This is a genomic window from Alteromonas sp. RKMC-009, assembly GCF_003584565.2.
GTDB lineage: Bacteria > Pseudomonadota > Gammaproteobacteria > Enterobacterales > Alteromonadaceae > Alteromonas.
In genome coordinates this window covers 1,574,636-1,600,986 of the sequence record NZ_CP031010.1, presented here as the reverse complement: position 1 = coordinate 1,600,986, position 26,351 = coordinate 1,574,636, and the positions used below count along the sequence as shown (strand labels likewise).

The following is a 26,351-nucleotide window of genomic DNA, read 5'->3' as shown; positions in this document are numbered from 1 at the left end:
GTCAAGCCACAGGTAATTCTTATATCCTTGACTGAAGGGATCCGGTATAGGGAGCAAACGTGCAGTATCACGGTTTTTTCTGGTCGGCAGTCATCCGCGCTTTATTGAGTCTGAGAAGGGATAACGGACTTGATAACGAATATGACACAACGATGCTCGAAAGCGTCACACAAATAGAAAATGAGAAAATGGACGATGACGGACTGGCGTCTATTCTTCACTCTCTTTGTCCTGCCAACGAATATGAGACAATTGGCCGCTCCCTGATTGGCTATTTTGATTTCAACAAAATGAGTAATCTGGTGGTGTATCTCACGGCCAGTAAGCATATTGATGACGCACTCCATGTACTGGGAAAACACTACCACTATATTCTGGGTAACAGTGCGGCACTGACAGTAAAAACTGACGGAAATGAAACCTGTCTCCGGTTTCAGCCATCATCACATCCTGTTCTTACCGAATTCCGCTGTTATTTCCTCCTCGCTTTGTGCCGTCACCTGGCCGGCAGAAAATTCGACTTCACAACGGTCACCTTACCGCCATCCGGCGAACAACCGGTCAGCTTATTAAGGCCGGTCAGCAGCGGTGATATCAGACATGAGGGAGTTGTTGTATGCCTTGTTTTCGATAATAAATGGTGTAAACAGGCATCATTTTACTATTCTCAGTCGATTAAAAAAATGCTGGCGGGAAACCTCGACACCAGCAATGATTTGCCGTTAAAGCAGCAGGTTAAAGAAGCATTTCTCAAAGCCCCGAGCCCGGCAAGGATCCGTTCGGAATGGGTAGCAACGCAACTAGGTCAAACGGAGTCCGCGTTTCGTCGCCAGTTAAGGCAAGAGTCCATTTCTTTCAGCGCATTACTCAAAGAGTACATTCATGACCAGTCATGTCACCGGTTACTCAGTGGCGAAAAAACGGAAGACACCGCCGCCCACCTTGGCTTCTCTGACCGCCGATCCTTTGAGCGCAGTTTTAAGGAACATGCCGGGATCAGTGCAGGACAGCTACGCCAGCTTGGCAACCGCCTGCGTTTTCAAAAAGGTAACGGTAATCTCATTAATGTGGTGGAGAACCTGCCTCCCCTGCCCAATTCAATTCAGACTCTGCTGAATATGGACTGTGAAACAATGACGCTGGCAGATGTGGTCTCACTGATTGAAAAAGATCCAATTTTTCAGGCCCACGTTATGAGCAAGGCCAGCAGAGCGGTTTATGGCTCTGTACCCAAAAATCTTGAACAGGCAATCGGCCGGAATCTCGGGCTAGGCAATATCCGGAATCTTGCTGTAATTTTCGCAGCGCAGCAGTTGCTAACCTCTCAATGCCGGTTTGAAAAAGTTAACCTGCTCACTGATGCGATGCTGCTGAGCCTGACTATCTTTCAGCGCCTGTTCGGTTTCAACCGCTTAAACGAAGACCAAACTGAGCAGGTCAAACAGCTTTTACTGTTTGGCACGTTATCCCTGTTTCTAATTTTTCACGACGAATGTCTGTTTTCCGACGGCGCAGTCACTCACTGGGATGAAAGCGCTTCATTTGACGTTTTCTTTAACCGTATCAATGATGAATACGGCGTTTGCCTGTATGGTGCCACATCATTAATGTTACTGAGATGGGGTTTTAACAGTGCAGTGAATCAGCAATTGTGGAAACTGTGCAGCAACGACGAAAATGGAAATTCTGACAGCCTGACGGGTCAGATCACACTGTGTCATACCATCGCATTCAATCTGCTGAATTCACAGGAAACACCTGAATACAGTCAGGATACGCTGACTAAGGTGCAAAGTGAGATGCTGGAAGAGATCGTGACGAGCTGGCGGGTTTCAGCGGCCTGATATCTATGATCAGTGCCGCTTACCCGCATCAGAACTTGTGAGCAGGCGGCTTTAACCGTTTATTCTGCATTCAGATTCAGGCTGCGGATTTCAGCCTCTGTTTGTGCTTTCAATATCTCCATCGTTTTACCATGGGGCGTCGGAGTACGGGAATCCGGATCGAGAGTTACAAAAACAATATCATCAGCGAGACATATGGTTTTCTTGGTCGCTTTGTTTCTCACCAGACATGTTACCGTAATCGACGTACGCCCCACCGATTTAGTTTCCAGACCAAACTCCACGATATCGCCCTGTAATGCCGGGGATTCAAACGTGATTTCACCAATATGCTTAGTGACCAGACAATTTGTTTCCAGCTGACAAATCGCGAAAATTGCCGCTTCCTCGTCAATCCATTCCATCGCCCGGCCACCAAATAAAGCATTGGCGTAGTTAAGATCATTGGGCATGACAAGCCGGCGGGATAAAAAGCGCATTCGAATTCCTCGTAAACAATAGATAAAATAGCGGCTGGATTATACGTGAAATGATATCAAATGGCTCAGACAACTGTGACTGACTGGCTTACAGCACCCTTGTTTTGTAATACCAGCGATTATCACCGGCAAAGACTAGTGATCCATGGCGATAAGCATCACCATGCCACCACAGTTGAAGACATACTCTCATCACTGCCTGAAGATATTTCTTTTTGCATTGCCGGCGAACTTAACGCCAGGCTTGCTGATATAGCAAAGACCAGGATAGCGAAGACCACGCCACTCAATTTGTACCGGCAGTGTTTAGGCAGTGAGTATGACATTGTCATCATCGACTTCTCTGAGCAATTCAGGCCATCTGTGCTGACGGCTCTGGCCGGTACAGTAAAAGTATCCGGAACACTAATACTTCTGACACCGCCATCAGATACCTGGCACTCTCATCCGTCGGTTACCCGCCCCTATTTTTTAAGCTACGGACAAACACTGAATAGCAGTGTATATATAGATAAGATTCTGCGCCCTTTAACAGACACTCCGGAGACGGGCATGGTCAGCCGGGACAGCGTGTACTTGCCCTCCCCGCAGGCTGTGGAAGTTTCCCGCATATCTGAGTCTGACAGACTGACCGCTACCCAGCAGAAGGTGTTTGACAAGATCACGCAGGATGACTGCAGCACTTACAAGTGTGTTTGTATTGAGGCAGCCAGAGGCAGAGGAAAGTCATTTTTATCCGGTAAAATTATCGCCCACTTTCTGAAACTGGAGTTAAATGTAGCTGTTACAGCGTATTCGCAAGCCTCTGTCTCAGGATTACTCGCGTCCTCGGAATGCGAAAGCGGAAACAAAGCGCAGTGGATGGCTACGGACAGCCCCCGGTTGTCCGAAGATAACATTGATGTTCTTGTCATAGACGAAGCAGCAGCGCTGCCACTGCCGCTGCTACAGCGTTTATTATCAACACCTGCGTTTGTTATTTTAAGCTCTACCACAGAGGGTTACGAAGGCAGTGGACAAGGATTCAGAACCAAGTTTCTCGAGCCTCACAATATTCCGGTGAGAAAGCTGTCAGAGCCTGTACGCTGGCGCGGTGGCGACCAACTGGAAGCTCTGGTATCGAAGCTGACATTCAGACAAGCCCTGTGCCGTGAAGAACCGGGCGACCCGCGGGAGCCTTTTTCACCGGAGCACTTTGTCCTGCCGGCAAGAGACATGGAACCGTCAACACTCCGTCAGGTTCTGGAAATGCTCACTGCTGCGCATTACCAGAGTAGTCCCGATGACATGTTAAGACTGACAGACTCTCCTCAAAACAACTTTCACCTGCTAATTGTGAAGGGCAAGATTATTGCTGCCGCAGTAGTAGAGCATGAAGGCGGCATTGCGCCGGAAACCCTCACTGAGCATATTGCAGAAGGAAAACGTCGCGTAAAAGGCCATCTGACGGCGCAGAGTCTGGCTTTGATGAGCACTGATGAAAATTTTGCATCCATGACAATCAGGCGGATTAACCGCATTGCGGTAAGTCCTGACTGGCAGTCAAAAGGTCTCGGGTCAAAATTACTAAAGCAAATTGTTTTCACCTGCCAGACTGAAGGTGCTGATTTGATCACTTCATCTTTTGGCGCTGATGACAAGTTACTGAGATTCTGGACAACTAATGGTTATACCATTGTAAAACGGGGTAATAAACCGGACAAAGCATCAGGATTGCCTAGTGCACTGGTCGTCAATCCGGTCTCTCAGAGGGCAGCAGAAGCCATTGACCTGCTTTTGGCACTGGAAGAAAACGGTGAGCTCCCCCCACTTCTGCGTAAGCGCCATTTATTAAGGATTCGCCAGTTCGTTGAAGGCAGCCGGAGTATCGATCATCTTTATTCCTCGCTGAATTATTTAACCCAACTGACTGATAAAGCCCATTCCGACTCTGATGTTGAATTAGCTGCAATACTTCGCAGGTTATCTGCAGGGGACTCTTTGAAACAGTTAGCGTACCGCATGGGCTTACAAGGTAAGAAAGAGATGGTTAATGATCTGAGACACCGGTGTGAAAAACTACTGTCTTCAGGGCATGACGGAGGTCAGGTGTGAAATCAGGTTCTGAGCCTGATATAAAAATTAAAATGAGAAGTACTGAAAACAAAAAACCCTGCTGTCGCAGGGTTTTTTAATTCTAATTAAGCATTAAATCTTAATGCCGCGGTTTTTAGCCTTATCTTTAATATAAGGTTCCCACGCCATCGCATTTCTGCGTAAAGACTTATCTTTCTTAGCAATCTGAATGTGATCGTAAGCTGCTTTATAGTTACCGATATAGAAGTTCGCTTCCATTAATGAGAAGTGAATCTTAGCGGGATCTTCAGCACCACGTTCCAGAGCATTGTTCAGAGCTTTGATAGCACCTTTATAATCTTCAGCTACGAGTAACAAAGTACCCTGCTTACGATAATATTCAGGATCGCTATCGACTTCTGCAGCTTTGCCGTAATAACTGGCCGCATCTTTATAGTCCTTCGCCTGATGATAAGAGTTAGCGATGTTTGCATACATCTCCGCATCTTTCTTCAGCAGGCCGCTCTTAACATACTTAGACAGAAGTTCAGCAGACTTATGTGGATTACCCGCATTTGCATACAGGGAAGCAAGCTGTTTGATTTGGCTGTCTTTCTCAAGATAACCCGCCGTGTAAGCGATATCCAGCGTTTGTACAGCTTTATCAAAACGTTCAACCATCATGTAGAAGCTGCCCAACTGAACCCAGTAAGTTGGATTCTCAGGGAACATGTTAACAAGCACTTCAGCAACACTTACTGTTTCAGGATACTTTTTGTCTTCAAAGAAAGCAGAAAGTTTCAACAGATAAGGGTTCTTATCTGGCTTGCCAGCTTCAGAATTCAGTTTGATAGCTTTGTCAGCAGTTGCTGCAACCTGGCTAAACTTCTTCTGCTCATACAATGCTTGTGCTTTACGTGTGTAAACCTGAGCATCTTCTTTACAGGTAAAGTCCATCCACTTGTCATAGTACTTAACAGCTTCATCGAACTTTTGTTCCTGCATGCTTAAGTCACCAAGTAACTTCAGCGTGCCTGCGTGCTCCAAGTCATTCAGTACTTTAGTTTGTACTGCTGACTGAAGGTAACCGAATGCTTCTGCACCCTTACCTTCCTGAGACGCAATCAGGTTACCCAGGAAGCGGTTTACGTATGCCTTATCGAAGTCGTCACTTGGATCCACTTCTTTAAGGATATCGATAGCTTCCTGAACACGGTCTTCATTGTAGGCTTCAAAAGCAGCCTGAACTTTCTTACCGGTACGCTCGCCGACAAGAGTAGTTTTACCCTTGACATAGCCAGGACACAGCACAGGGCCAGAAGGTTTAGCCGCTGCAGGTTTAGCCGCTGGTGCGGATTCCTGCGCTGCGGCCATTGGCGCTGCAATCGCAGCACCAATACCCATGACCAAAGCAACGGCGGACATTTTAAATGTACGTAGTTTCATGATCATTGCTCCAGTTTAAAGTCCAGTTGAACGAACATGCCTTCTTGCTTAACCGCTTTACCGTCAACAATTTTTGGCTTGTACTTCCACTTGCTCAGCGCGCGACGCGCTTCACGGTCGAAGATACGCTTGGGATCTGCATCGATAACACTGATGTCATCAACACCACCCTGTTCATTAATAGTGAACTGCAGTTTTACCCAACCTTCACGGCCATCACGGGCAGCATCAGGTGGATACTTAGGATCGATACGTACGATTGGTGTAGCGTCACCATCGCGTTGCATCGCACCAACACCGCCAATATCTACACCAACACCACCGGTATCAACTGACGGAATTGCCAGACTGAAACCATCTGTGTTTGGTTCAGCAGCTTCTGGTTCAACAGGTTGAACTTTAGGTGGCTGCTGAGGTGGCGGCGGAGGCGGAGGTGGCTTACGCGTACGCGTTTGCGTCTCATCATCCGGCTCCTGCATCACGATATCAATAACTGGTGCTTCCGGTACCTCGTCTGCAGGTCTGGCAGAGTTCTCAATTAGCTTTGCCATAACAACAAACAGACCAAAGGCAACTAACGCACCTAATAATATAGAAACGATTATCCTTACCATCTTAACCCCTTGCCGCTACCGATATACGGTCAATGCCTGCGGCTTTAACCTGGTCCATAACCTTGACTACGATACCATGCTTGGCTTTGACGTCAGCCTGGATAAATACATAATCCGTTGGCTGCTCTGTAAGTAATCGCTCTAAATTAGCCCTTACGGTGTCCACAGCGACTTCACGTTTATCTAGCCATACAGTTCCATCTTCTGTTACAGCGATGAAAATGTTGGCATTCTTGTGAAGAAACGCTTGGCTCGCCTCAGGCTTGTTAACTTCAATGCCTGCTTCTTTAACGAAAACAGTAGTAACGATGAAGAAGATAAGCATGATGAACACGATGTCGAGCATCGGCGTCATATCAATTGCTGCATCTTCCTCTTCGGTTCTGACTTTTCGAGCCATAATCGTTCTCTCTAGTGATGTGGCAGGCTATCAACTAAGCCTTCTTTTGCCATCTTCGCTTTAGCTTCGAGACGAGAACTAATGAATAGTCCGGACAATGCCGCAACCATACCCGCCATTGTCGGGATTGTTGCCATTGAGATACCAGATGCCATCAAACGTGCATTACTGGTTCCCTGCGTTGCCATAGTCTCAAATACTGTAATCATACCGGTAACTGTACCCAGCAGACCGATTAGTGGACACATTGCCACTAACGTGCGAATGATTAGCATCCTGGCGTCCAGATCATCTGACGCCTGAGAAATCCATGCGTCACGGATTCTATGCGCATACCAAGAGGTAGTATCACTACGAGCGTCCCATTTGGCGATGATGTCTTTCTTCACCTTTGGAAACACTGAAGTCATATACCAGTAGCGCTCAATCATAAGTACCCACATGAGAAAGAGCGCGAGGGCGACGAAATAAAGTACGTCACCACCGGTAGCGATAAAATCCCTGACAGATTCCCATAATCCAATCAGGTAAATCATATTACGCCTTCTCCGACTCTGAGTGAGCAGCGATGATACCCGCTGTTTGCTCGTCCAGGATGTGAACGATAGACTTGCTGCGTGAAGCTACAATGCTGTGAGTAAGGATCAGAGGCAGAGCCGCGATAATACCCTGAGCAGTAGTTACAAGTGCCATCGAGATACTACCTGCCATCATACGAGGGTCACCAGTACCGAACAATGTAATCGTCTGGAACGTCGCGATCATACCAAGTACTGTACCTAACAGACCCAGCAGAGGTGCGATTGCAGCGAAAATCTTGATTACGTTGATACCGCTTTCGATAGTCGGTAATTCTTTCAGAATTGCTTCGTCCAGTTTCAGTTCAAGGCTTTCTGCATCAACAGTTTTGTTTTCTTTGTAAACTGTCAGGATACGACCCAGAGGGTTGCTGGTAGAAGGATTGCCAGGGTTTTTCTGTTGCGATTTAATTTTCGCACCAACTGCACCCAGCTGAATCATCTTGAATACGCCGATTAACAGACCGATAACCAACATACCTGTGATTACATAACCTACAACACCACCTGCATGGTAGCGCTCAGACATTGTCGCTTTTTGCTTCAACAGACCAAGGATTGCACCTTGAGAAGGGTCAGCATTGAAAGCTACAAGGCCAGAAGTAGCGTTAACCAGGTCTTTTGCAGACGCAACCAGGTAACCGTCAGGTTGACGACCCAGAGGCTGAACAACTTCGTTTTCTGCATCGTAAGCCAGGTAACCTTGATCACTGATCAGGTTGAATGCACCAACACGAACAACTTCCTGCTCAGAAGAACCACCTTCAAGGCTCACAACTTCAGTGTTGAAACGAACAACTTCGCCAGACTGAGTCATTTCAGTTTGAAGAGCAAACCACAGATCTTCCAGTTCACTGATGTTTGGCAGACCTTTAGATTCTTCTGACATTTCTGCCAGGAAATCGTCACGGCCAGGATACTGTGCACTTACGATAGACGTAGAAATACGTCCGAATGCTTCAGAAGAAGCCTGACGAACAACACCGAACATTTCGCCCAGTGTACCAGTTGCCTGGTCCAGCTCAGCAGCTTTGTCGTTCAACGTAGTTTCGTTGTCAGAGAATTGTTGTGCTAAACGGTCACCACGATTCTGCTCTGCAGTCAGGTCAGATTGGGCTTTTTTCAGCAATGCTTGCTTATCAGCACGTGCAGATTGGAATTCTGCTTCACGCTGCTGGTTAATGCGAGATTCAGAGACACGGTTTTGCTTAACCTGCTCCAGTAGATCCTGCAGGCTCACTGCTTCTTGTGCCTGCGCACCGGAAGCTACCACTGCTAATGTTGCAGCGGCTACAAGAGATTTGAATACTGGTTTCATTAACGCTTACTCCGCTGCTTTGATTGGTAACTTGATCAGATCAGGTGGAATAGTTCCCTGAGCCATTTTTACTGCATTAACAGTAGAGGCCAGGTATTCGTCACCTAATTTTTCCCATGAACGGGCATCGTTGTTCCATACCCAGGCATGTGTCTGGTCAAGAGACAGAGCCAGCAGTGCAGTACGACCCAAGTTGAAGAAATCAACAGTCTGTTCCGCGCCATCAGCTTCAATAGTACCCTGATAAGAAGACATCTTCGTACCGTACTCAACTTCTACCAGATAGGCTTCAATTACCTGACGGAACTGCTCAGAAACCGTTACGTTAGAGTTAGCCATCAGGTCACGAAGACGTTGAACACGTTCGCGACGCTCTTCCAGGTGGATAGGCGTATCCAGCTCGATGAATTTTTCAAGGCTATCGATCATGCGGAACATAAGAGGAACGATGCCCTGCTTAGTTGCTTCAATGCTGTCGATTTGACGTTGCAAAGAATCGATACCACGTTGCTGGTCAGCAACCAGGCTAGCGATGTAGTCATTGTAGATTTTCAGGTTTTCTGTTTGATCTACAACTTGACGGTATTCAACAAGTAGTTCTTGAGACTGTTCGAACAGCGTGTTGATTTTTTCTTGAGATTTCGCTGCAGCAGCCTGAATCTTCGCGTCTTCTTTTTGAAGATCGGATAGCTCCACTGCAGAGACAGCTGCACTACCAGTTAGTGCGAAAGCACCGATCACAGTAGAAGCAATAAGAGTTCTCTTGCTCATCTTGGACATAGTTCCCAACCAAATTTCTTATTTGAATCCTCGCGCGATACATAAAAATATGTTCGAGCCAGGGGCGTAAAAACTTTATCAATGTTTTTAAGGAAGGTAGTGATTGTCGTAAAACGCCAACACTACGAACTCTAATACTCACACGGATTAATAGAATGAGTCAAGTAACACAGTCTTAACACCGCATTTTAAAATGACTGAACGATTACTGAATAACCAATTTTGCAATGGTCTTACCAGAATAACTTGTGAAAACCGGCATATTTTGCCCTCCTTTGTAGATAAAAAGGCGTAAAATTGCGATAAATGTTGTCGGATATCGCTTTTTCCTTAATACAGCCTCCCCGATCAAAATACCCGTGTTTAAAGCGTTTCAGGATTTGACGTTAATAAAACGTTATTCAGTTATTGTAACTTTGCTCTGTTTTCTTACTTTTCTGGAGAAAGAGGCCGTTTAGAGCAGTTTTTTTGTTTTAACTCCGGCATTTTTTCTCAAGTGTTACAAATAAGCTACAAGCTAACTTCGGTTATTCATGGCCGATTTTCAACCACTCACCGCACGTAAATAGCAGGTTTACCAATTCGGATTCCCGTGGAAAAATGTTACCCTGCTTAATGCATTTACCCGCATTCCCTGAAAGTGCGCTTCAGCAAAAGAGAACCCGATGAATATAGCTGTACTTCTTTCCAGTTTCCGCCAATTGCTTGATAAGCAACAATTTGATGAAGCAAGGCGTATGGTAGATGAGGAGCACTCTCTGACAGAACGTGAAAGGATTTCCTTTTATTTTGAACTGGCAAATGCACAACCGTGTTCCGTTTTTTCAATAGGTTTCTATGAACAACAATCAGAGCGTGAAGGTGACAATCCTCTGTGGAGTGAAAAACTGGCCGAAACCTATGCTTCCAATAACGAGATTTTTAAAGCCGTTGAAGTACTGGAAACTTTTAATCAACGCCATCCCGATAACCATAATATTTTGTTTAATATTGCGTGGTATGCAGAAGGCTGCGGAGATTACGGGAAAGCAATTCGCTTCTACAAACGGTGTCTTGAAAAAAATATTGAGCAACCGGAAGAAGTGCATCTTAAGCTCGCGGTTGTCTATACAGATCACTACCTTGATAAACTCACGGCACTCAAACATTACCGTAAGGCGCTGTCTTTATCCCCCGGTTACAAAGCGGGGTTATTTGACTACGGTGGATATTTACAGAAAACCGGAGACTATCCTGCGGCAAAAGACACGTTTGAGTCGTTGCTTTCAACTCAGGAATATAAAAAGCGTGCTCTTGCCAGATTAGTTGAATTTCCGGGCGATCATCAGTCTGCGGATATTGCCCGGCTTGCCTATCAGGTATCTTCCCATTTTGTGTCTCCGGGCGCATTTAAAGATAACGATGACGTTGATCTTGTTTATGCAGTTGCCCGCTGGTTTGACAGCAGACATCATTACGACACAGCCTCCCGGTTAATAGTACAGGCTAACAATGCCGACCTGGCCCAGTCACATTTAAATATTCAGTCGATAAAAGAATGTCACCGGAAACGGTTGACCGGCATACAGGCCTGGCACAAAACATATTGCAGGATTCCGCAGAACCCTGTCTCAGAGTTGGATGATGTGTCGCCTGTGTTTATTTGCGGCCCTTTCAGGAGTGGCTCAACACTCCTCGAAAAACAACTGTCAGCTCACCCTCTTCTCTGTTCAGGTGGAGAGATTGATCATTTCTTCAAATTCGCGCCTCTGATATGCGGAGGATTTCCACCTGCTGCTGAAATAACATCAGAGTCTATTGACCGGATAAGACGAACCTACCTTGAGCGGCTCGATGCTTTACGAACAACCGGTAATGCTACCGTGCTTGATAAACGACCGGACAATATTGAAAAAATCGGATTTATTAAAGCCCTCTTTCCCCGTGCGCGGTTTATATGTACCCGGCGTAATCATAAGGACATTGCGACATCTTTATTGTTTAACCGTTTTGGTCCGGCAATGTCTTATTCATTGACGACAGAAACTGCGCTGGATTACCTCGACCGTCAACAGATATTACTGTCTTACTGGCAAACACACTATGAAGAGGACATATTAACTGTGTCTTACGAAGACCTGGTTGCAAATCAGGCGGACACCGTTGATACCGTGCTCAGATGGCTTGGTCTTGACCCCGCAGCCCGCAACAGCGGGTCAGATGATAACGGGATTATTACCACAGCTTCTATGGAACAGGTCCGTCAGCCCCTTCATAACCGGTCCGTCGGACGCTGGAAACATTACAGCGAACTATTCGGCAACTAACCGTAAACCGGCTCTATATCAAAAATCACGGTTAACCGTGAAGCCCCCTGCTCTGCTTCCTCCACCTTAAACGGATTAGTGCCGTGCCAGAAATACGCCGGAAACAACATCAGATTGCCCGGCACCGGCGGGTACGAGGCATCAGGCGCAACATCCGGCACAATTTCTGAAACACCGAATTTTATCCAGCCCGCTTTTTGTTCCATAGCATGGCTATTTAATAGTGACGATGGCACATCGACATACAGGCAACCTGAAAGCCAGCCTACCGGATGGACATGGTTGGTATGAAAGCCTTCACCCCGTAATCTTACTGACCAGCTTCCCGAACAACAAAAGCCGGAGCCTTTTCGTTTTAAAAACGGATGATTGGGATCATTTGGCAAGGATTTGAGATACTGATCAACAGCCCTTTCGAGAACCTGCCTGAGATTGAGGACGAGAGGATCAGTTAACGAGAACAAATTGCCGGTTGTTTGTGAACCGCCATTAACACTCTGATCCAGAGGGTCTTGCTGATTGCAGTGTAACTGTTTGAGAAACCCGGTGAGTTGATGCCAGGCATCCTCTGATTGTACAAGCTGTTCGAAATCGTCTTTAACCTGAATGCACTTCACGAACTCATGTTGATTAACCAGCCAGTTGCGGTGTTGTGCTTTATTCTGCTGCCAGCAAACACTGAGATACCCCAATACTTCCTGATCAAATGGCGCAATATTAGCAGCCTTCATCAAAAACGACTCTGCAGCGGGAAAATCCCCTCTTCGCATGAGATAAAAAGACTTATCAATAAAGAGCCGCTTGTCAGGACCGCTGCCATTGATACAAATATCCAGTAATTGCTCGGCTTCAGCATATTTCTCCAGCCGGCAAGCAACCACAGATTTCAAATAAATCAGCCTGAGTTGCGAGGGATAACGCTGGCTCAGAGATGCTAGGTATTTACCGGCTTCACTGAATGATTTGATGGTAATGAGTATTTCTGCTTTAAGAAAAGCCAGTGGTAGTACCTGCACACTATTTTGATTGAGACGGGCAATGTGCTCATCCAGTACCTCAAAAATATTCCCGTCAGGGTCGATAGTGCGTAATGTCTCTGCCAGCATCTTGTGCAAGGCAATACTTTGAGGATGACCATTCAACCCCTGATGCAAAACCTCTATTGCTTTTGCGTTCTGTTGTTGATGGAGGTAACCGTGTGCGAGCTCCAGAAAATAATGCTCTGAAGTCCCTGATTTTGCTTCTAACGCTTCGAAAGAGGGGGACGGGTGATTAGCCAGGCGATGATAGAAAGCACTGGTAATCAAAAACTGTTCATCATGTTGAAATTTAACTGTAGCAGTTCTCAGATGCTTCAAAAGGTACTCAGCCATGCCAGCTTCATGAAGCAACTGGCAATACAGTAATGCAAGGTTCAGAGACAGGTCTGCAAGTTTATACTGCTCATAATGATTGATAGCTGTGTGTATTTTTTTTAGCTTTTTCAGAACAAAAAGAAAGTTGTAGATCTCATTACATTTAATGAGCGCCGGGACCCCGATTGTAAGGTAGCTTTTCTCTGCGTCAGCATACCTGTGGGTGTATAAACAGATTCTGGCGCGAAACAATGTTGTGTCAGTTGATGGCCCGAATGCCCGCTCGAGTTCATTTATAGCATGAAGTGCTTTGTCGTAGTGCTGCTGTTGCATCAGCAGCTGAATTTCCTTCAGACCGTGATTGAGTGTTTCCACGTAACTACCTGCTTATATTTATTATTTTATTTTCCGGATTCTTCAACCTCTCTATTTTTGTAACAGTGCGACACACAAATCAAGTACTTTAAGCAAGTCAATTGCGACCAATAACACTTTTTTAACGATATAAAAACAAAAAAGCCCCGACTAAGTCGGGGCTTTTACAAAGATAAACTTTATCTTAGTAGCGAACAGTTACGCTAGCGTGCAGGAAACGACCCAGTGTGTCGTAGAAACCAGCAACTGCGTTACCGTTAGAAGACAAGCTACCACCAACCAGAGGCGGCTCTTTATCCAGAACGTTGTTCACACCAATCAATACGCCAACGTGGTCATTCACATCAAAAGTACCTTTCAGGTCAAGGTAGCTTTGTGCAGAAATGCCGTCTGCAAGCAGTGTATCTGTAGTACCGCTGTAGTTAACTTCACCGTAGTAACGCCATTTAGCCTGTAAAGACCAGAAGTCACCAGTGGTGTAGCTAACTGTCAGAGTGTGACGCCACTCAGGCTGAGCAAAACAGTCAGTGCTGATCTCGCCAGAACAGTCATACGCTTCAGTTACGCCAGGAATTGTATCGTATTCCTTGGTCAGGAAGTATGTACCGATTAAGCGGGTAGTGATTGTGCCTTCACCCACTTCCAGCTCATAGTTCGCATCTAAGTCGATACCTTCCCATGTACGGCCGGCAAGGTTGATGTTAGTTGCAGAAACATAGCCTTCAGTACCTAACCACAGAGAGCCTGAACCTGAACGAACAACGTTATCACAGAAAGTAGAGCTACCGGTCAGAGCACACTGACGAACTGTCAGCTCAGAACCAACTGTACCGATAACGTCTTCCATTTCGATTAACCAGTAATCAACAGAGAAGTTCAGGTTTTCGATTGGGTTAGCAACCACACCTAAGCCGTAAGTATCAGCAACTTCAGGGTCAAGGTTAGGGTTACCACCAGTGTAATCGTTATACTGGCTCGCAGGGCTTGCAACAACGTTACCGTACTGCGCAGCTGTAACACCAGTCAGAGCACACTGTGCTTCGCTGTATTCAGGCGTTGCACCGGCACATGGATCAACACCAGACCACAGACCCAGCTCCTGAGGAGTAAACAGGTTTGCAACGTTAGGTGCACGAACCGCACGGTTATAGTTAGCACGGATCATCCAGTCATCGTTGACCTGGAATTCACCGGCGATTTTATACGTATCTGTACCGCCTGAAGTGCTGTAGTCAGAGTAACGGTAACCCAGGTCTAAAGTCAGTGACTCAAGAACAGGTACGCTTAATTCTGTGAACAGCTCTTTAACGCTGTAAGAACCGTAGATGCTAGGCGTAGGACCGCCCTGACCAGCCAGTGCACCGGTTGCGAATACGGTGTCAGAAGTACGTGAGAACTCTTCTTTACGGTACTCAGCACCGAATACAGCCGCGATTGGCGCATCAGCAGTAGGCAGTGTGTAGTCGAACTCACCGCTTACGTAACCGTTCACGATAGTTTCAGCAGTTTCACCGTTCAGGATGGCAGTACCGGTTAAGGTGCTTGCAGCTTCTGACGTGATGCCCTGATAAGTGAATACTTCGTAAGGGATACAGTCGCCATCACAGTCCGGAGACAGTGCTGCAGCGATGTTTTCCAGGTAGAAGTCGTTGATGTATGCAGCAGAAGAACCGGTAGTACCGTACTGTGCAGACACATCATATTCCCACATGTCGTTGATCGCACCACGAGTACCCACAACCATGCGCAAAGAGTTGTGCTCAAGGTTAGAAGAACGTGGACCACCTTCAGTGTTACGCTTACCGATGTAAGTCGCAAACTGTTGACCACTGGTAATACCCAGTTCAGATGTCAGGAAAGCACGTTGTGAATCATTAATTAACTCACTGTCGTAATCGATAAGGTAAGTTTCTGCGAAGAAAGTACCTGATTCCGCGATCTGTGCACGCGTTACGTCGCGCATGAACATGGTTTCCATGTACGGGTTAAAGTGCTCATTAACTTCATAGTTAACGAAAGCACCGATGCTGTAACGCTCATCCGGACGCATGAAGTGGTTGATAGGCGCGTAGTTATAAGCATTGCCAACAGAATCAATGAAGTCACTGTTAGTGTCCAGCGTATAATAACCTGAGTTATCCCAGTCAAACGCACCGTCAGCTACGCCACCGATGTAGAAGTTAGGTACTTCAGCGTTACCGGAACCACCACAGGCAGTACCAGCAGCGTTCAGAGCACATGAGGAGTAATCACGGGCTTCCTGACGTAATTCATTATCACGACGGTAAGTTGCGTAAGCAACTGCGTGGCCTTTACCACCGTCAAAGCTACCGCCGATCGCCAGGTCGTAGTTGAATGACGTACCGTCAATACCAGAGCTTCCTGTAGGGTATTCGAAGTCACGTTCGTCCATCAGACCCTGGATGTAGGCATTAGAGTTGTCGTGCTGGTAACCTTGTGCACCGGCAGTGAATTCGAAACCTTCGAAGTCAGTATCCATTACAAAGTTAACAACACCCGCTACTGCGTCAGCACCGTAAGTGGTTGATGCACCACCAGTCAGTACTTCAACACGCTTAACCAGACCAGCAGGAATCTGGTTAATGTCAGCAGACTGAGAATAAACACCGCCCGGCTGCAGACGACGACCGTTTACCAGTACCAGAGTACGGCTCGGGCCAAGACCACGAAGGTCAACAGATGCAGTACCTGAGGCGCCGTTAGCCTGGAAAGCTGTTTGACCAGCTTCGATTTGAGGCAGGCTGTTCAGAAGGTCTTCAACACGGGTAAAACCAGACAGTTTGATTTCAACGTCTGATGTAATTTGAACCGGGCTGGAAGATTCGATGTCTGTACGACGAATACGAGAACCAGTTACCTGGATTTTCTCAACTTTTTCACCATCTGCCGTGGCTTCCTCTTGCGCGAATGCGCCATTGCTGGTCATTGAGGCAGCAGTTACTGCACCGAAGGCACAAGCAAGCTTCACTGACTTCGCCAGTCTTGTATTTTCAAACATGTATTGTCTCCCTGGACCACTAAAATAATTAGTGTGTGTGTTATTAAATCGTTTTTTCACGACTTATTATTAAAAGGTATAACACCTCAGCGATGATAATAACCACATACTTATCAGACGGTCAACTTACTTTGCGGGGGTCAGTTCCAAAAGTTCAAATTTTTTTTGAATTTTTACATTATTAGGAAATCAATCATCTTTAAGGACATTAAAGCCACACTTAATGAGATGAAAACACTAAAAAATACAACTACGTAAAACATTCATCCTTATAAAAGCAAATTTCGGAAATATTCTTCATTGCAGCGTTAAATAGAAGTCACGATCAAGTAACATTTTAATAACTTAATACGATATATTTGATCATATCGTAAATTTATCTATACAAAAAATGAAGCAAGCGTGCAGGTAATACGAATCAATGCTATTCGCTTAAATAAAAGCCACAGTACTTCCGGATATTTTCCGGCAATGGAGGAAGCGCTGCCTTAGGTAATAAGAAAGACGCCATGTTGAAAAAATCAGTAAAAATGCGATTCGACTCTGTAGTCCGCTTGAGATAGTGGTGTCCGGACGAACCTCCGGTTCCTATTTTACTGCCAATCATACGCTGAACCATCATCGCATGGCGGTATCGCCATATCGTCAGCTTCTCATCAATCTCCGTTAATGCGGTAATCACCTGAAATGGGAGATTAAATATAGGCTCCTGAGAATATTGCTTGATAAACAAGGCTGCCAGCATGCCGTCATGGCTGAGTCTGAATGTCCCCTTCTCTCTGAGCGCATTATATTTTTGATTGTTGAACAGCGCGGCAAAATCATCTCTTGTAGTCTGCCAGTCATGTAATTCCTGACGCCGTGATGCTTCATCGGGTGCTGTCGATTCGATAGTGGCTTTGTCTTGCAGTAACAGCGCTTCTGCAGTTTCCTGATAATGCTGCCAGAAGGTGAATTCATCTTTTTTGAGAAGCGGTAGCCTGCTTAGCCAGCGGTCAATCAGTTCAAACAGACTGTCCTTTGACTCCAGCGCTTCAAGCAACGCACGATCCTGATCTGTCAGACGGTTATAAAAGCTCTGTTTATCGAAGTCGATTCTGAACTCTCTCTTTAATCCAAGAGATATTTCCAGACGTTTGAACTGAATACTCTGAAAACCCGAAGCAGGCACGAGGTAATCGCGGAAGGACATGAAATCTTGCGGCGTCATGGTTCCCATTACTGATATCTGATCATTCATCAGTTGCTGAATTTGAATTATACGGTGCAGACGGTGAACCACTTCGATAAGTTGTTCGTCTTTTACCTTGTCCTGAGAGAAGGTATCTATGACCGCATTTAATTCATGCAGTACCTGTTTAAACCACAGTTCATAAACCTGATGGACAATGATGAATAGCATTTCATCGTGGGCCGCAGCACCATACTTTTCACTTTGCAGGCCCTGTGCGCCTAAAATTTTATCCAGTTGCAGATAATCGCCGTAATAAACCGGCGTGGTATTCCTTTTCATATTCCTGCCTTATTGGTAAGGAGAGTTCGACTGTCGTGAACATCAAACTGATTGCCGCACCGCTAAACATGCTGATGTGGCGGATAATTCTCGACATTTAGACGAAACAAACTATAAACAGTAGAGGGAACTGTGCGCCAGACTCAGGGCATTTTTGTGCTGGCAGAACAGGTTTACACCCTGTTAAGGTAAGCATGACAACATGGGTAAGTTTAGTAATTACCAGTAAAAAGGAAAAATTATGAAGTTAGATGATGATATCCATAACTATTATGAGCACCTTGTTTTGCAGCGGCTTAGCGAACTGGAGCTTGATAAAACTAAATCATCAGACTATCTGGCAGATATTTGCTGCCTTGCGCTGAATCAGGTACCGCCACGGTATATCCGCTTTGAAGTTGATATGGCGTTTTATCTTCCTCAGAGTGAAAGGCAACAAATGGAAATGAATGTGGAACACGCCGTGGACAAGGCGATAAAGTATCTGGACCAGGCAAAATCGAAACGAACAGATGAGTGAGGAGATTGGGTGGCGGGCCCCAGCCACATCCCGGCACATGAGTCGTCTGCTGCGGCTGCTCCCTTCCGGGCCTGACCGGGTTCACAGAGTATCATTGCGAGAGGACCAGGGCCCACCATTGAACTTTGCGTGCTCCTGAAAACGGATACTGTGCCGTGACGGCTGTCCTCAGGAGCGGCGAATTATGACGATTTGAAGACGAAGTTTCAAGCCTTGTGATTAAATCGTTCTTCAGCGATGACATTTGCCACAATGTTGGTGGCTTTTTCATCAGAATCAGCACGTTGATAGATTTCTTTCAGCGTCAGGCCAATCTGCTCAATGTGCTCACGCATAGCTTCACTGGATGACTCCATGCGCTGGTGATAAATATCAATCACACCACCGGCATTAATCACATAGTCAGGCGCATAAACAATGCCCTTTTGACGAAGAACTTCTCCCATAGATTCTCTGGCAAGCTGATTGTTCGCAGCACCGGCAATCACCTTAGCTTTTATTTCCGGCACCGTTTCATCATTAATGGATGCGCCAAGCGCACAGGGTGCAATCACATCCACGTCCAGTCCGTACAGTTCTTCCGGCTTCACCGCCGTCGCACCTAATTCAGAAACGGCACGTTCAACTCCTTCCGGGAAAATATCGGTGACAAACAATTCAGCGCCGTGGGCATGAAGATGTTGCGCCAGACGGTAACCCACGTGACCAACACCCTGAATGGCCACCCGCACTCCTTTCAAATCTGTTTTCAGCGCGTGTTCCACTGTTGCTTTCAAGCCGGTGAAGACACCATAAGCTGTTGAAGGAGCAGGATTGCCGTCAGGCTGCTCATTATTGTAATGATACTTAGCACTTACACCGGTGATGTATTCCGACTGCGTTGCCATGGTTTTCAAATCAGTCACTGCAATACCGGAATCTTCAGCTGTGAAATACTTGCCGCCCAGAGAATCAACAAACCTTCCCATAGCCAGCATCATTTCTTCAGACTTGTGCTTACGGGGATCGCCGATTATCACTGACTTCCCGCCCCCCAGCTTCAGATTGGCCATAGCTGACTTGTAGGTCATGCCTTTTGAAAGCCTGAGAACATCTGTCAGCGCTTCATGACTGTTGATATACGGCCACATTCTGCAACCGCCTAATGCCGGACCGAGATTCGTATTATGCACTGCAATAATCGCTTTTAAGCCCGAAGCTTCATCGTGGAAAAATGCCACATGTTCGTGACTGTCAAACTCTGGATGTTCAAAAACTGACATGGATTTTCTTCTTCTGATCGTGACTGATAACCCGGCTATCTTATCCGAACATCACGAGGACAGATTTTGCATTAATTTCAAGCTATGTTTACAAGAGGAAATATGGTTATTCACAAGAACTATAGACTAGGATATATATCCTAGTATTATGTGAGTGTTATAATAATTATCATACACCTGACGAGATGCCTGATTAATGAAATTAGATAAATTTGACCGCGAAATTCTTCGCGTGCTTCAACAGGATGCCACTGTCTCCATGGCCGACTTGAGTCAAAAGGTCGGATTGTCACATACGCCGTGCTGGCGCCGTGTTAAACGCATGGAATCAGAAGGAATTATTCTTCGCAAAGTGACGCTGCTGAACAGCAAAAAGCTGAATCTCGGCGTATCGGTTTTCATTTTCGTGACGTTGAAAAACCACGACGGAGATTCACTCACCGATTTCGAAGCGGCGGTACAGTCAATCGATGAAATCGTAGAATGCCATACCACCAGCGGTGAGAAGGATTATCTTCTTAAAGTGGTTGTTGAAAGCATTGAAGAGTATGAATATCTTTTGAAAACCAAGCTGACCCATCTGCCACTGGTCGATCACTTAAGCTCCACTTTTGCATTGAAGCAGGTGAAAAACACCACAGAGTTACCAATAAAAAGTCAGTAACCGGTTATCACAAACGAAAAAGCCCGTTGATACATGGCAGTATCAACGGGCTTTTTGTTTTTATGTCATGGTTATTCAGGACAGTCCGGCTGATTCTCCGGTCTCGCTTTTTCAAACGCATCCAGCGCCAGACAGTTATCAACAATTTTGGAGATAAGCGGAAATGGCGTCATGTCCAGTTTAAACCGCTTAGCAATATAGACCTGGGGCACCAGGCAAACGTCAGCCATGGTGACATTAAAATCAAAGCAGTACTTCCCTGCCTGTGTTTGCAGGCGACGTTCAATTGCCTGAAAGCCTTTTTCTGACCACTTACGCACCCATGCGGCAATGTCTTCATCATCCGCATTGAAATCATCCCGTAATGCATTCAGCACCCGTAAGTTTCCTAACGGCTGCATTTCCATAGCAATATCATGGGCCAGTCCGCGAACCCGTGCTCTTTCAAGCGCGTGTTCGGGGATCAGACGGCAAGTATCTGGGTACTTTTCATCCAGATATTCGATGATGCTGAGAGACTGATTGAGTACGAAATCTTCGTCGTCATCCACCAGTGCAGGTACCAGTTGCGCCGGATTCAGACGCTTAAACACCTCATGAGTTTGTTCACCGCCTTCTTTTACCAGGTGAACCGGTACATATTCGTAATCCAACCCCTTCAGGTTCATTGCAATGCGCACCCGGTAGGTTGCCGAAGAACGCCAGTAACCATAAAGTTTCAGACTCATGTTTTGCCCTTTTTTGCTTGCCACTTCTTGTTAGCTGAGTGGTTTAATCTGTTGTTCGATCGCGCCGAAGATACTGTGTCCCTGCTCATCCAGCATCTCTATGCGGATCCTGTCGCCAAACTGCATAAAGGGAGTGGATGGCTTGCCGTCACGGATGGTTTCAATCATCCTGATTTCGGCAATACAGGAATAACCCACACCACCTTCTTTTACAGCGCTGCCATGGTCCGTACCCTGTTTATTGGATACGGTACCTGAGCCAATAATAGCTCCTGCTCCCAGATTACGCGATTTCGCGGCATGCGCAACCAGTTGCGCGAAGTTAAATGTCATGTCGGTGCCCGCATGGGGCATGCCGAATAACTCGCCGTTATAGGTTGAGCGTAATGGCAGGCAAACCTGTGCCTGGTTCCATGCACTACCCAGTTCGTCAGGTGTTACCGCCACCGGTGAAAAACTGCTGGCAGGCTTAGACTGAAAGAATCCGAATCCCTTAGCCAGTTCACCTGGAATGAGCCCCCTGAGTGACACATCATTCACCAACATAATCAACCTGATGCGTTCAGCCGCGACAGTTTCACAACATCCCATTGGCACATCGTCGGTGACAACCGCCACCTCCCCTTCAAAGTCAATACCCCAATCATCACTGGGTAAAATAACGTCATCCCGGGGGCCGGTGAAGTCATCAGACCCGCCCTGATACATCAGCGGATCTGTCCAGAAGCTCTCCGGCATTTCTGCACCGCGGGCTTTACGCACCAGTTCCACATGATTCACGTAGGCACTGCCGTCAGCCCACTGATAAGCACGTGGCAGAGGCGACTCACAGCGCTCTTCTTTGAACGCCTCACTGTCAACTAATCCATCATTTAATTGCTCATATCGTGACTGCAATGCGCCGGCAACCTGCGCCCAGTTGTCCAGAGCGTGTTGCAATGTCAGTGCGATATCCGGTACCGCAGCAGTACGGGTCAAATCCCTTGAAACCAGCATCAGTTGACCGTCACGGCTGCCATTTTTATAGGTCGCAAATTTCATTGTTCATTCTCCTTCACCGGTGTCTTCCAGCTATTCACATACTCCGGATTTTCTGTCGCCAGCGCGGCATCCCCCATCTCCAGCGCGTCACGGGTATCCAGCATCACGGCGACTTCATCAGTAAATTTCTTCTTATGGGCACGACCGGCTGCAAAGGCTTTTGGATGGGGGCCGTGAGTGAACCCTGCCGGATGAAAAGTCACCATGCCTTTTTCAATGTTGTCACGGCTGAAAAAGTCACCTTCGTGGTAGAACAGTACTTCATCATAATCGTCGTTATTGTGATAAAACGGCACCTTCAAAGCGCCGGGGTCACTTTCTATTGGCCGTGGTACAAAGGTACAGACAACAAAACGCGGGGCCACAAAGGTGGTATGCGCTGACGGTGGCAAGTGATAACGGTGACTCATTAAAGGTCTGATGTCCCGCCAGTTCAGCTTGACTACACACACTTCACCATGCCAGCCAATGGCATCGAGGGGATTAAACGGATAAGTGATCACAGACACCTTATTGCCCCGTTTCACCTCTACCTGCCAGTTATTCTCGTCTTGCTGGCCGATAAACCTGTCATTGATTTGCGGTATTTCCAGCACGGCGGGGTCGAAAATAGCCTGCCCCCCCAGCATGCCTTTATCCGGCAACTGATACGCTTCGTTAGTCGCTTCAATCATTAACATGGTCATGGGCTTTGCCGGCTCCAGCCGCCATAGCGTGGAGCGGGGAATAAGCACATAGTCACCGGCGGTCACCGGCAGATGTCCGTAATCACAGAACAGTTCACCTTCACCTTCATGTATGAACAATAAGTCGTCACCGTCAGCATTACGGGCAAGGCGCGGCATGGCAGTATTGCAATGCCATAAGCGGTATTTACAGTGGGCATTGCCGAGGATCAGAGGAGCTGAAAAAGGCCCCTGCTCTGCATCACGGGGCAACTTATTCAGGTCGAAGGCGCGGGGTCGTAAATCCCCCTCCCAGTCAATCCAACCGGTCGGCGCATGTTTATGATGTAAATGGCTCGCAGGGCCAAAAAAGCCACTGCGACCAATTTCACGTTCATAAATGCCCTCTTCCGGAAAATCGGCGTGGGCCTGCTTTGAGTGCGTCCCCTGCGCAGCCGGAAACCGGATCCAGTTACGCATTTTCTTTCACGTCCTGCGCCTGGCCGTCTAAAACGCCACGACGGATCTGGTCGAGTTCTATAGACTCGAATAACGCTTTGAAATTCCCTTCGCCAAATCCTTCGTTGCCCTTGCGCTGGATAATTTCAAAAAACACAGGGCCAATGACTGTATCGGTAAAAATTTGCAGCAAAATGCCATCTTTCATTGGTGCACCATCGATTAAAATGCGCAATTCTTTGAGCATATTCAAATCTTCACCATGCCCCTGCACACGGGCATCCACGCCCTCATAGTAAGTATCCGGCGTATCCATAAAGCGCATTCCTCTGGCTTTCAGATCTCTGACTGTCTGATAGATGTCGTCAGTGGCTAATGCGATGTGCTGAATACCTTCGCCGTTATATTCACGGATAAACTCTTCAATCTGTGATTTATCGTCAGACGATTCATTAATAGGAATACGAATTTTACCGCAGGGAGACGTCATCGCTTTGCTCACCAGGCCGGTGAGTTTGCCTTCTATATCAAAGTACCGGATCTCGCGAAAGTTGCCGATGTTCTCGTAGAAATTGGCCCACAACGCCATGTTACCTCTGCGGACATTGTGAGTGAGATGATCGACAAAACTCAGGCCGGCCCCGGCTTTTTCCATTCTTGCCTGCCAGTCGTCATAAAAGGTGAAATCTACGTCGTAAATGCTGTCATCACCGTAGCGGTCAACAAAGTAAAGCGTGCTCTCGCCGATACCATAAACGGCAGGAATGTTCAGTTCCATGGGTCCCAGATTGCCCACGAATTGCTTCGCGCCGTTTGCCAGTGCGTGCTTCATCGCAATTCCTGCATCTTTAACGCGGAAGGCCATGCCGCAAACACTGGGGCCCCGCAATTTGGCAAACTCTTCAGCCTGAGATGCCGGTTCAGCATTAACAATGAAATTGATATCACCCTGGCGATACAACCACACACGCTTGGAACGGTGGCTGGCTACCTCAGCAAAACCCAGTGATGAAAAAAGATCTTTAAGGGCCGCAATACCTTTTTCATCGGCAGCAGTATATTCAACGAATTCGAAACCGTCTGAGCCCAGCGGATTATAAGAGTAATCGACTTGTGACATGGTGTTTCCTCACACTTGTAAAAGTTATGTGATAAATAAACACCAAATTTAACAATCAGAAAAGACAGGGCCTGCGGATAGCATTGACGGTCTGACTAAGGAAAGCCGTAAATAAAACTGAACAACAGGCGGAGACTATTAAAATGCCCGCCCGTGAAGCCCCCTGCCCCGCGATTTTTGTAAAGCGGGCAGTACAGAGCGTATCTATAACTTTACAGTACCTTTATTAATGCCATATTCACGCAACTTGTTGGCAATGGCTGTATGGCTCAGGCCTAATTTTTTCGCCAGCTGACGGGTACTCGGGTAGGACGGATACAAACGTTTAAGCAGATCCCGCTCGAACTTCTTCACCTCTTCATCCAGCGTGCCGTCAAAGTTTTCATCGATGTACGTGACACTGGGGGCACAGGAAGGCAACTGAATATCTTCTTTTGAAATTTCATTGCCATCGAGCAACGACAGCGCACGGAATAAGGCGTTCTGTAACTGCCTGACATTTCCCGGCCAGGGGTACTGCTGCAGGAAATCCACACAGGATTTGCTCAGCTTGGCCGGCCGGCGTCCCAGTTTACTGCTGTGTTGCATAATGAATGCTTCGGCCAGTGGCAATATGTCCGGTCTGCGTTCCTTTAATGACGGCATGACCAGGCTCAGTACATTCAGGCGATAGTATAAATCTTTGCGGAACACGCCCTCTTCCACCATCTGCCCGAGATCCCGGCCGGTAGTGCAGATGAAACGCACGTTGACCGCTACGGGTTTGTCATCACCAACACGTCTGAATTCGTTGTGCTCCAGTACGCGAAGCAACTTAGCCTGCAACTGCGGAGACATATCAGCGATTTCATCCAGCAAAATTGTACCGCCTGCTGCCAGCTCTAATAAGCCTGCTTTACCCTCCGGTTGATTATATGCGCCGGCGGCATAACCGAATAACTCAGATTCTGCGACACTGTCAGGTAACGAAGCGCAATTCAGTACGAGGAACTCGCCTTTGTTTCTCCGGCTTGCCTGATGGCAGGCTTTGGCAATCATTTCCTTCCCTGTACCGGTTTCGCCGAAGATCAGCACCGGCGCATCAAGATCGGCAATTTGCTTGGCATCGTTGACAACTTTCGCCATAGCCGGCGACCGGATAATGAAGTGATCGAAAGAATCCGTTTCAGTTTGATGGAAAGCCGTAAATTGCTGACCCAGACGCATTTCTGATTTAAGGATCACCACCGCACCGGCAAAGATGGCACTGTTCTGACCATCCGGCACTATCACCGGCAAAATATCCGCCAGATAATCCTGCTGGATAAACTTCACCTTCACTGAAGTGGCCGCATTGTCCTTGCTCTCCATCCAGCGGTTAAAGTTAAACCCCTTAACCAGCTCACTGATTTCTGTGGACTCAATATCGGAAAACGGCAATTCAAGACCACTGATCACCGCTTCATTGCACATAAGGACACGACAGCGGTTGTCGATGGAAAATACCGGGTCAGGTAAAGTACGCAAAATGGCCGAAAGCTGATTCCGCTCCCGCTCGCCGGGCATATACGGCGTGGTTTTTACGTCATCAATACCATTGATCCTCCGGATTTTTGGCATGAGATGCTGAAAATCTTCGAATTCAAGATTAGGGAAATTGAGGAAAATTTTGCCCGCTTCATCGATTTCGATGCCCCGTAAATCGATTTCATGAGCCACCAGGATATCCAGGATGTCCTGAGTGATCCCAAGACGGTCCTGACAACTGATTTCTAAGCGCATAGTATTCTATCATTTTTGTTGTAAATATATATTTACAGGATATCACAAA

The 26,351-nt window shown here is 46.8% G+C and carries 21 protein-coding genes and 1 other RNA gene; 5 read left to right on the top strand and 17 right to left on the bottom strand.

Annotation, left to right across the window (positions count from 1 at the left end; genetic code table 11):
* Positions 1–59 precede the first annotated feature (59 nt).
* Positions 60–1,844, top strand: a complete 1,785-nt coding sequence (locus DS731_RS06975; RefSeq protein WP_119500646.1) for a helix-turn-helix domain-containing protein — start codon at positions 60–62, stop codon at positions 1,842–1,844.
* 59 nt (positions 1,845–1,903) lie between these two features.
* On the opposite strand, the gene DS731_RS06970 is transcribed toward DS731_RS06975, so the two are convergent.
* Positions 1,904–2,323, bottom strand: a complete 420-nt coding sequence (locus tag DS731_RS06970) for an acyl-CoA thioesterase (protein WP_119500645.1) — start codon at positions 2,321–2,323, stop codon at positions 1,904–1,906.
* A gap of 60 nt (positions 2,324–2,383) precedes the next feature.
* Between DS731_RS06970 and DS731_RS06965 the strand changes: the two genes are divergently transcribed.
* A complete protein-coding gene (locus DS731_RS06965; protein WP_119500644.1) occupies positions 2,384–4,417 on the top strand; it encodes a GNAT family N-acetyltransferase in 2,034 nt (677 codons plus the stop codon).
* A gap of 93 nt (positions 4,418–4,510) precedes the next feature.
* Here the strand turns inward: DS731_RS06965 and DS731_RS06960 are convergent, their stop codons facing one another.
* From DS731_RS06960 to DS731_RS06935, 6 genes are read right to left on the bottom strand one after another with little or no spacing between them, the layout of a single operon-like run.
* Positions 4,511–5,824: a tetratricopeptide repeat protein gene (locus DS731_RS06960; protein WP_119503339.1), complete on the bottom strand. Its 1,314-nt coding sequence runs from the start codon at positions 5,822–5,824 to the stop codon at positions 4,511–4,513.
* A 2-nt stretch (positions 5,825–5,826) separates the two neighbouring features.
* A complete protein-coding gene (locus DS731_RS06955; RefSeq protein ID WP_119500643.1) occupies positions 5,827–6,438 on the bottom strand; it encodes an energy transducer TonB in 612 nt (203 codons plus the stop codon).
* A gap of 1 nt (position 6,439) precedes the next feature.
* Entirely contained in the window at positions 6,440–6,838 is a 399-nt protein-coding gene (locus tag DS731_RS06950; protein ID WP_119500642.1) for an ExbD/TolR family protein, read from the bottom strand.
* 11 nt (positions 6,839–6,849) lie between these two features.
* Complete coding sequence (locus DS731_RS06945; RefSeq protein ID WP_119500641.1) at positions 6,850–7,374, bottom strand: MotA/TolQ/ExbB proton channel family protein; 525 nt, start codon at positions 7,372–7,374, stop codon at positions 6,850–6,852.
* A gap of 1 nt (position 7,375) precedes the next feature.
* Entirely contained in the window at positions 7,376–8,734 is a 1,359-nt protein-coding gene (locus DS731_RS06940) for a MotA/TolQ/ExbB proton channel family protein (RefSeq protein WP_119500640.1), read from the bottom strand.
* Positions 8,735–8,740: 6 nt separating this feature from the next.
* Positions 8,741–9,505: a DUF3450 domain-containing protein gene (locus DS731_RS06935; protein ID WP_119503338.1), complete on the bottom strand. Its 765-nt coding sequence runs from the start codon at positions 9,503–9,505 to the stop codon at positions 8,741–8,743.
* 674 nt (positions 9,506–10,179) lie between these two features.
* On the opposite strand from DS731_RS06935, the gene DS731_RS06930 reads away from it, so the two are divergent.
* Positions 10,180–11,820 carry a tetratricopeptide repeat-containing sulfotransferase family protein gene (locus tag DS731_RS06930; protein ID WP_119500639.1) on the top strand — a complete coding sequence of 547 codons (1,641 nt, stop codon included), beginning with the start codon at positions 10,180–10,182 and terminating at the stop codon, positions 11,818–11,820.
* On the opposite strand, the gene DS731_RS06925 is transcribed toward DS731_RS06930, so the two are convergent.
* The 3 genes from DS731_RS06925 to DS731_RS06915 all read right to left on the bottom strand — a co-directional run bounded on the left by DS731_RS06925 (position 11,817) and on the right by DS731_RS06915 (position 18,082).
* On the bottom strand, positions 11,817–13,550 hold the full coding sequence (locus DS731_RS06925; RefSeq protein ID WP_119500638.1) for a putative 2OG-Fe(II) oxygenase: 1,734 nt from the start codon (positions 13,548–13,550) through the stop codon (positions 11,817–11,819). The two genes, DS731_RS06930 and DS731_RS06925, sit on opposite strands and share 4 nt — an antisense overlap.
* Positions 13,551–13,734: 184 nt before the next feature.
* Positions 13,735–16,569 carry a TonB-dependent receptor domain-containing protein gene (locus DS731_RS06920; protein WP_119500637.1) on the bottom strand — a complete coding sequence of 945 codons (2,835 nt, stop codon included), beginning with the start codon at positions 16,567–16,569 and terminating at the stop codon, positions 13,735–13,737.
* A gap of 424 nt (positions 16,570–16,993) precedes the next feature.
* Positions 16,994–18,082, bottom strand: a complete 1,089-nt coding sequence (locus tag DS731_RS06915) for a tryptophan 2,3-dioxygenase family protein (protein WP_119500636.1) — start codon at positions 18,080–18,082, stop codon at positions 16,994–16,996.
* A 241-nt stretch (positions 18,083–18,323) separates the two neighbouring features.
* Between DS731_RS06915 and DS731_RS06910 the strand changes: the two genes are divergently transcribed.
* The gene (locus DS731_RS06910; protein ID WP_119500635.1) at positions 18,324–18,602 is read left to right on the top strand and encodes a late competence development ComFB family protein; all 279 of its coding nucleotides are present in this window, start codon (positions 18,324–18,326) and stop codon (positions 18,600–18,602) included.
* A gap of 14 nt (positions 18,603–18,616) precedes the next feature.
* Here DS731_RS06910 and ffs read toward each other — a convergent pair.
* Together ffs and DS731_RS06900 are read right to left on the bottom strand one after the other, a co-directional pair.
* Positions 18,617–18,713: signal recognition particle sRNA small type (gene ffs, locus DS731_RS06905), an RNA gene on the bottom strand.
* Positions 18,714–18,808: 95 nt separating this feature from the next.
* Positions 18,809–19,864, bottom strand: a complete 1,056-nt coding sequence (locus DS731_RS06900) for a Glu/Leu/Phe/Val dehydrogenase dimerization domain-containing protein (RefSeq protein ID WP_119500634.1) — start codon at positions 19,862–19,864, stop codon at positions 18,809–18,811.
* Between the two features lie 196 nt (positions 19,865–20,060).
* Between DS731_RS06900 and DS731_RS06895 the strand changes: the two genes are divergently transcribed.
* Positions 20,061–20,528 carry an Lrp/AsnC family transcriptional regulator gene (locus DS731_RS06895; RefSeq protein WP_119500633.1) on the top strand — a complete coding sequence of 156 codons (468 nt, stop codon included), beginning with the start codon at positions 20,061–20,063 and terminating at the stop codon, positions 20,526–20,528.
* A 71-nt stretch (positions 20,529–20,599) separates the two neighbouring features.
* Here the strand turns inward: DS731_RS06895 and maiA are convergent, their stop codons facing one another.
* From maiA to tyrR, 5 genes are all read right to left on the bottom strand, one after another.
* Complete coding sequence (gene maiA, locus DS731_RS06890) at positions 20,600–21,256, bottom strand: maleylacetoacetate isomerase (protein WP_119500632.1); 657 nt, start codon at positions 21,254–21,256, stop codon at positions 20,600–20,602.
* A 30-nt stretch (positions 21,257–21,286) separates the two neighbouring features.
* Complete coding sequence (locus tag DS731_RS06885) at positions 21,287–22,297, bottom strand: fumarylacetoacetate hydrolase family protein (RefSeq protein WP_119500631.1); 1,011 nt, start codon at positions 22,295–22,297, stop codon at positions 21,287–21,289.
* Entirely contained in the window at positions 22,294–23,442 is a 1,149-nt protein-coding gene (locus tag DS731_RS06880; RefSeq protein ID WP_119500630.1) for a homogentisate 1,2-dioxygenase, read from the bottom strand. Before DS731_RS06880 ends, DS731_RS06885 begins: the two co-directional genes overlap by 4 nt.
* Entirely contained in the window at positions 23,435–24,541 is a 1,107-nt protein-coding gene (gene hppD, locus DS731_RS06875; RefSeq protein ID WP_119500629.1) for a 4-hydroxyphenylpyruvate dioxygenase, read from the bottom strand. The genes DS731_RS06880 and hppD overlap by 8 nt, the downstream gene beginning before the upstream one ends.
* 204 nt (positions 24,542–24,745) lie before the next feature.
* Complete coding sequence (gene tyrR / locus DS731_RS06870; RefSeq protein WP_119500628.1) at positions 24,746–26,302, bottom strand: transcriptional regulator TyrR; 1,557 nt, start codon at positions 26,300–26,302, stop codon at positions 24,746–24,748.
* Positions 26,303–26,351: the final 49 nt, after the last annotated feature.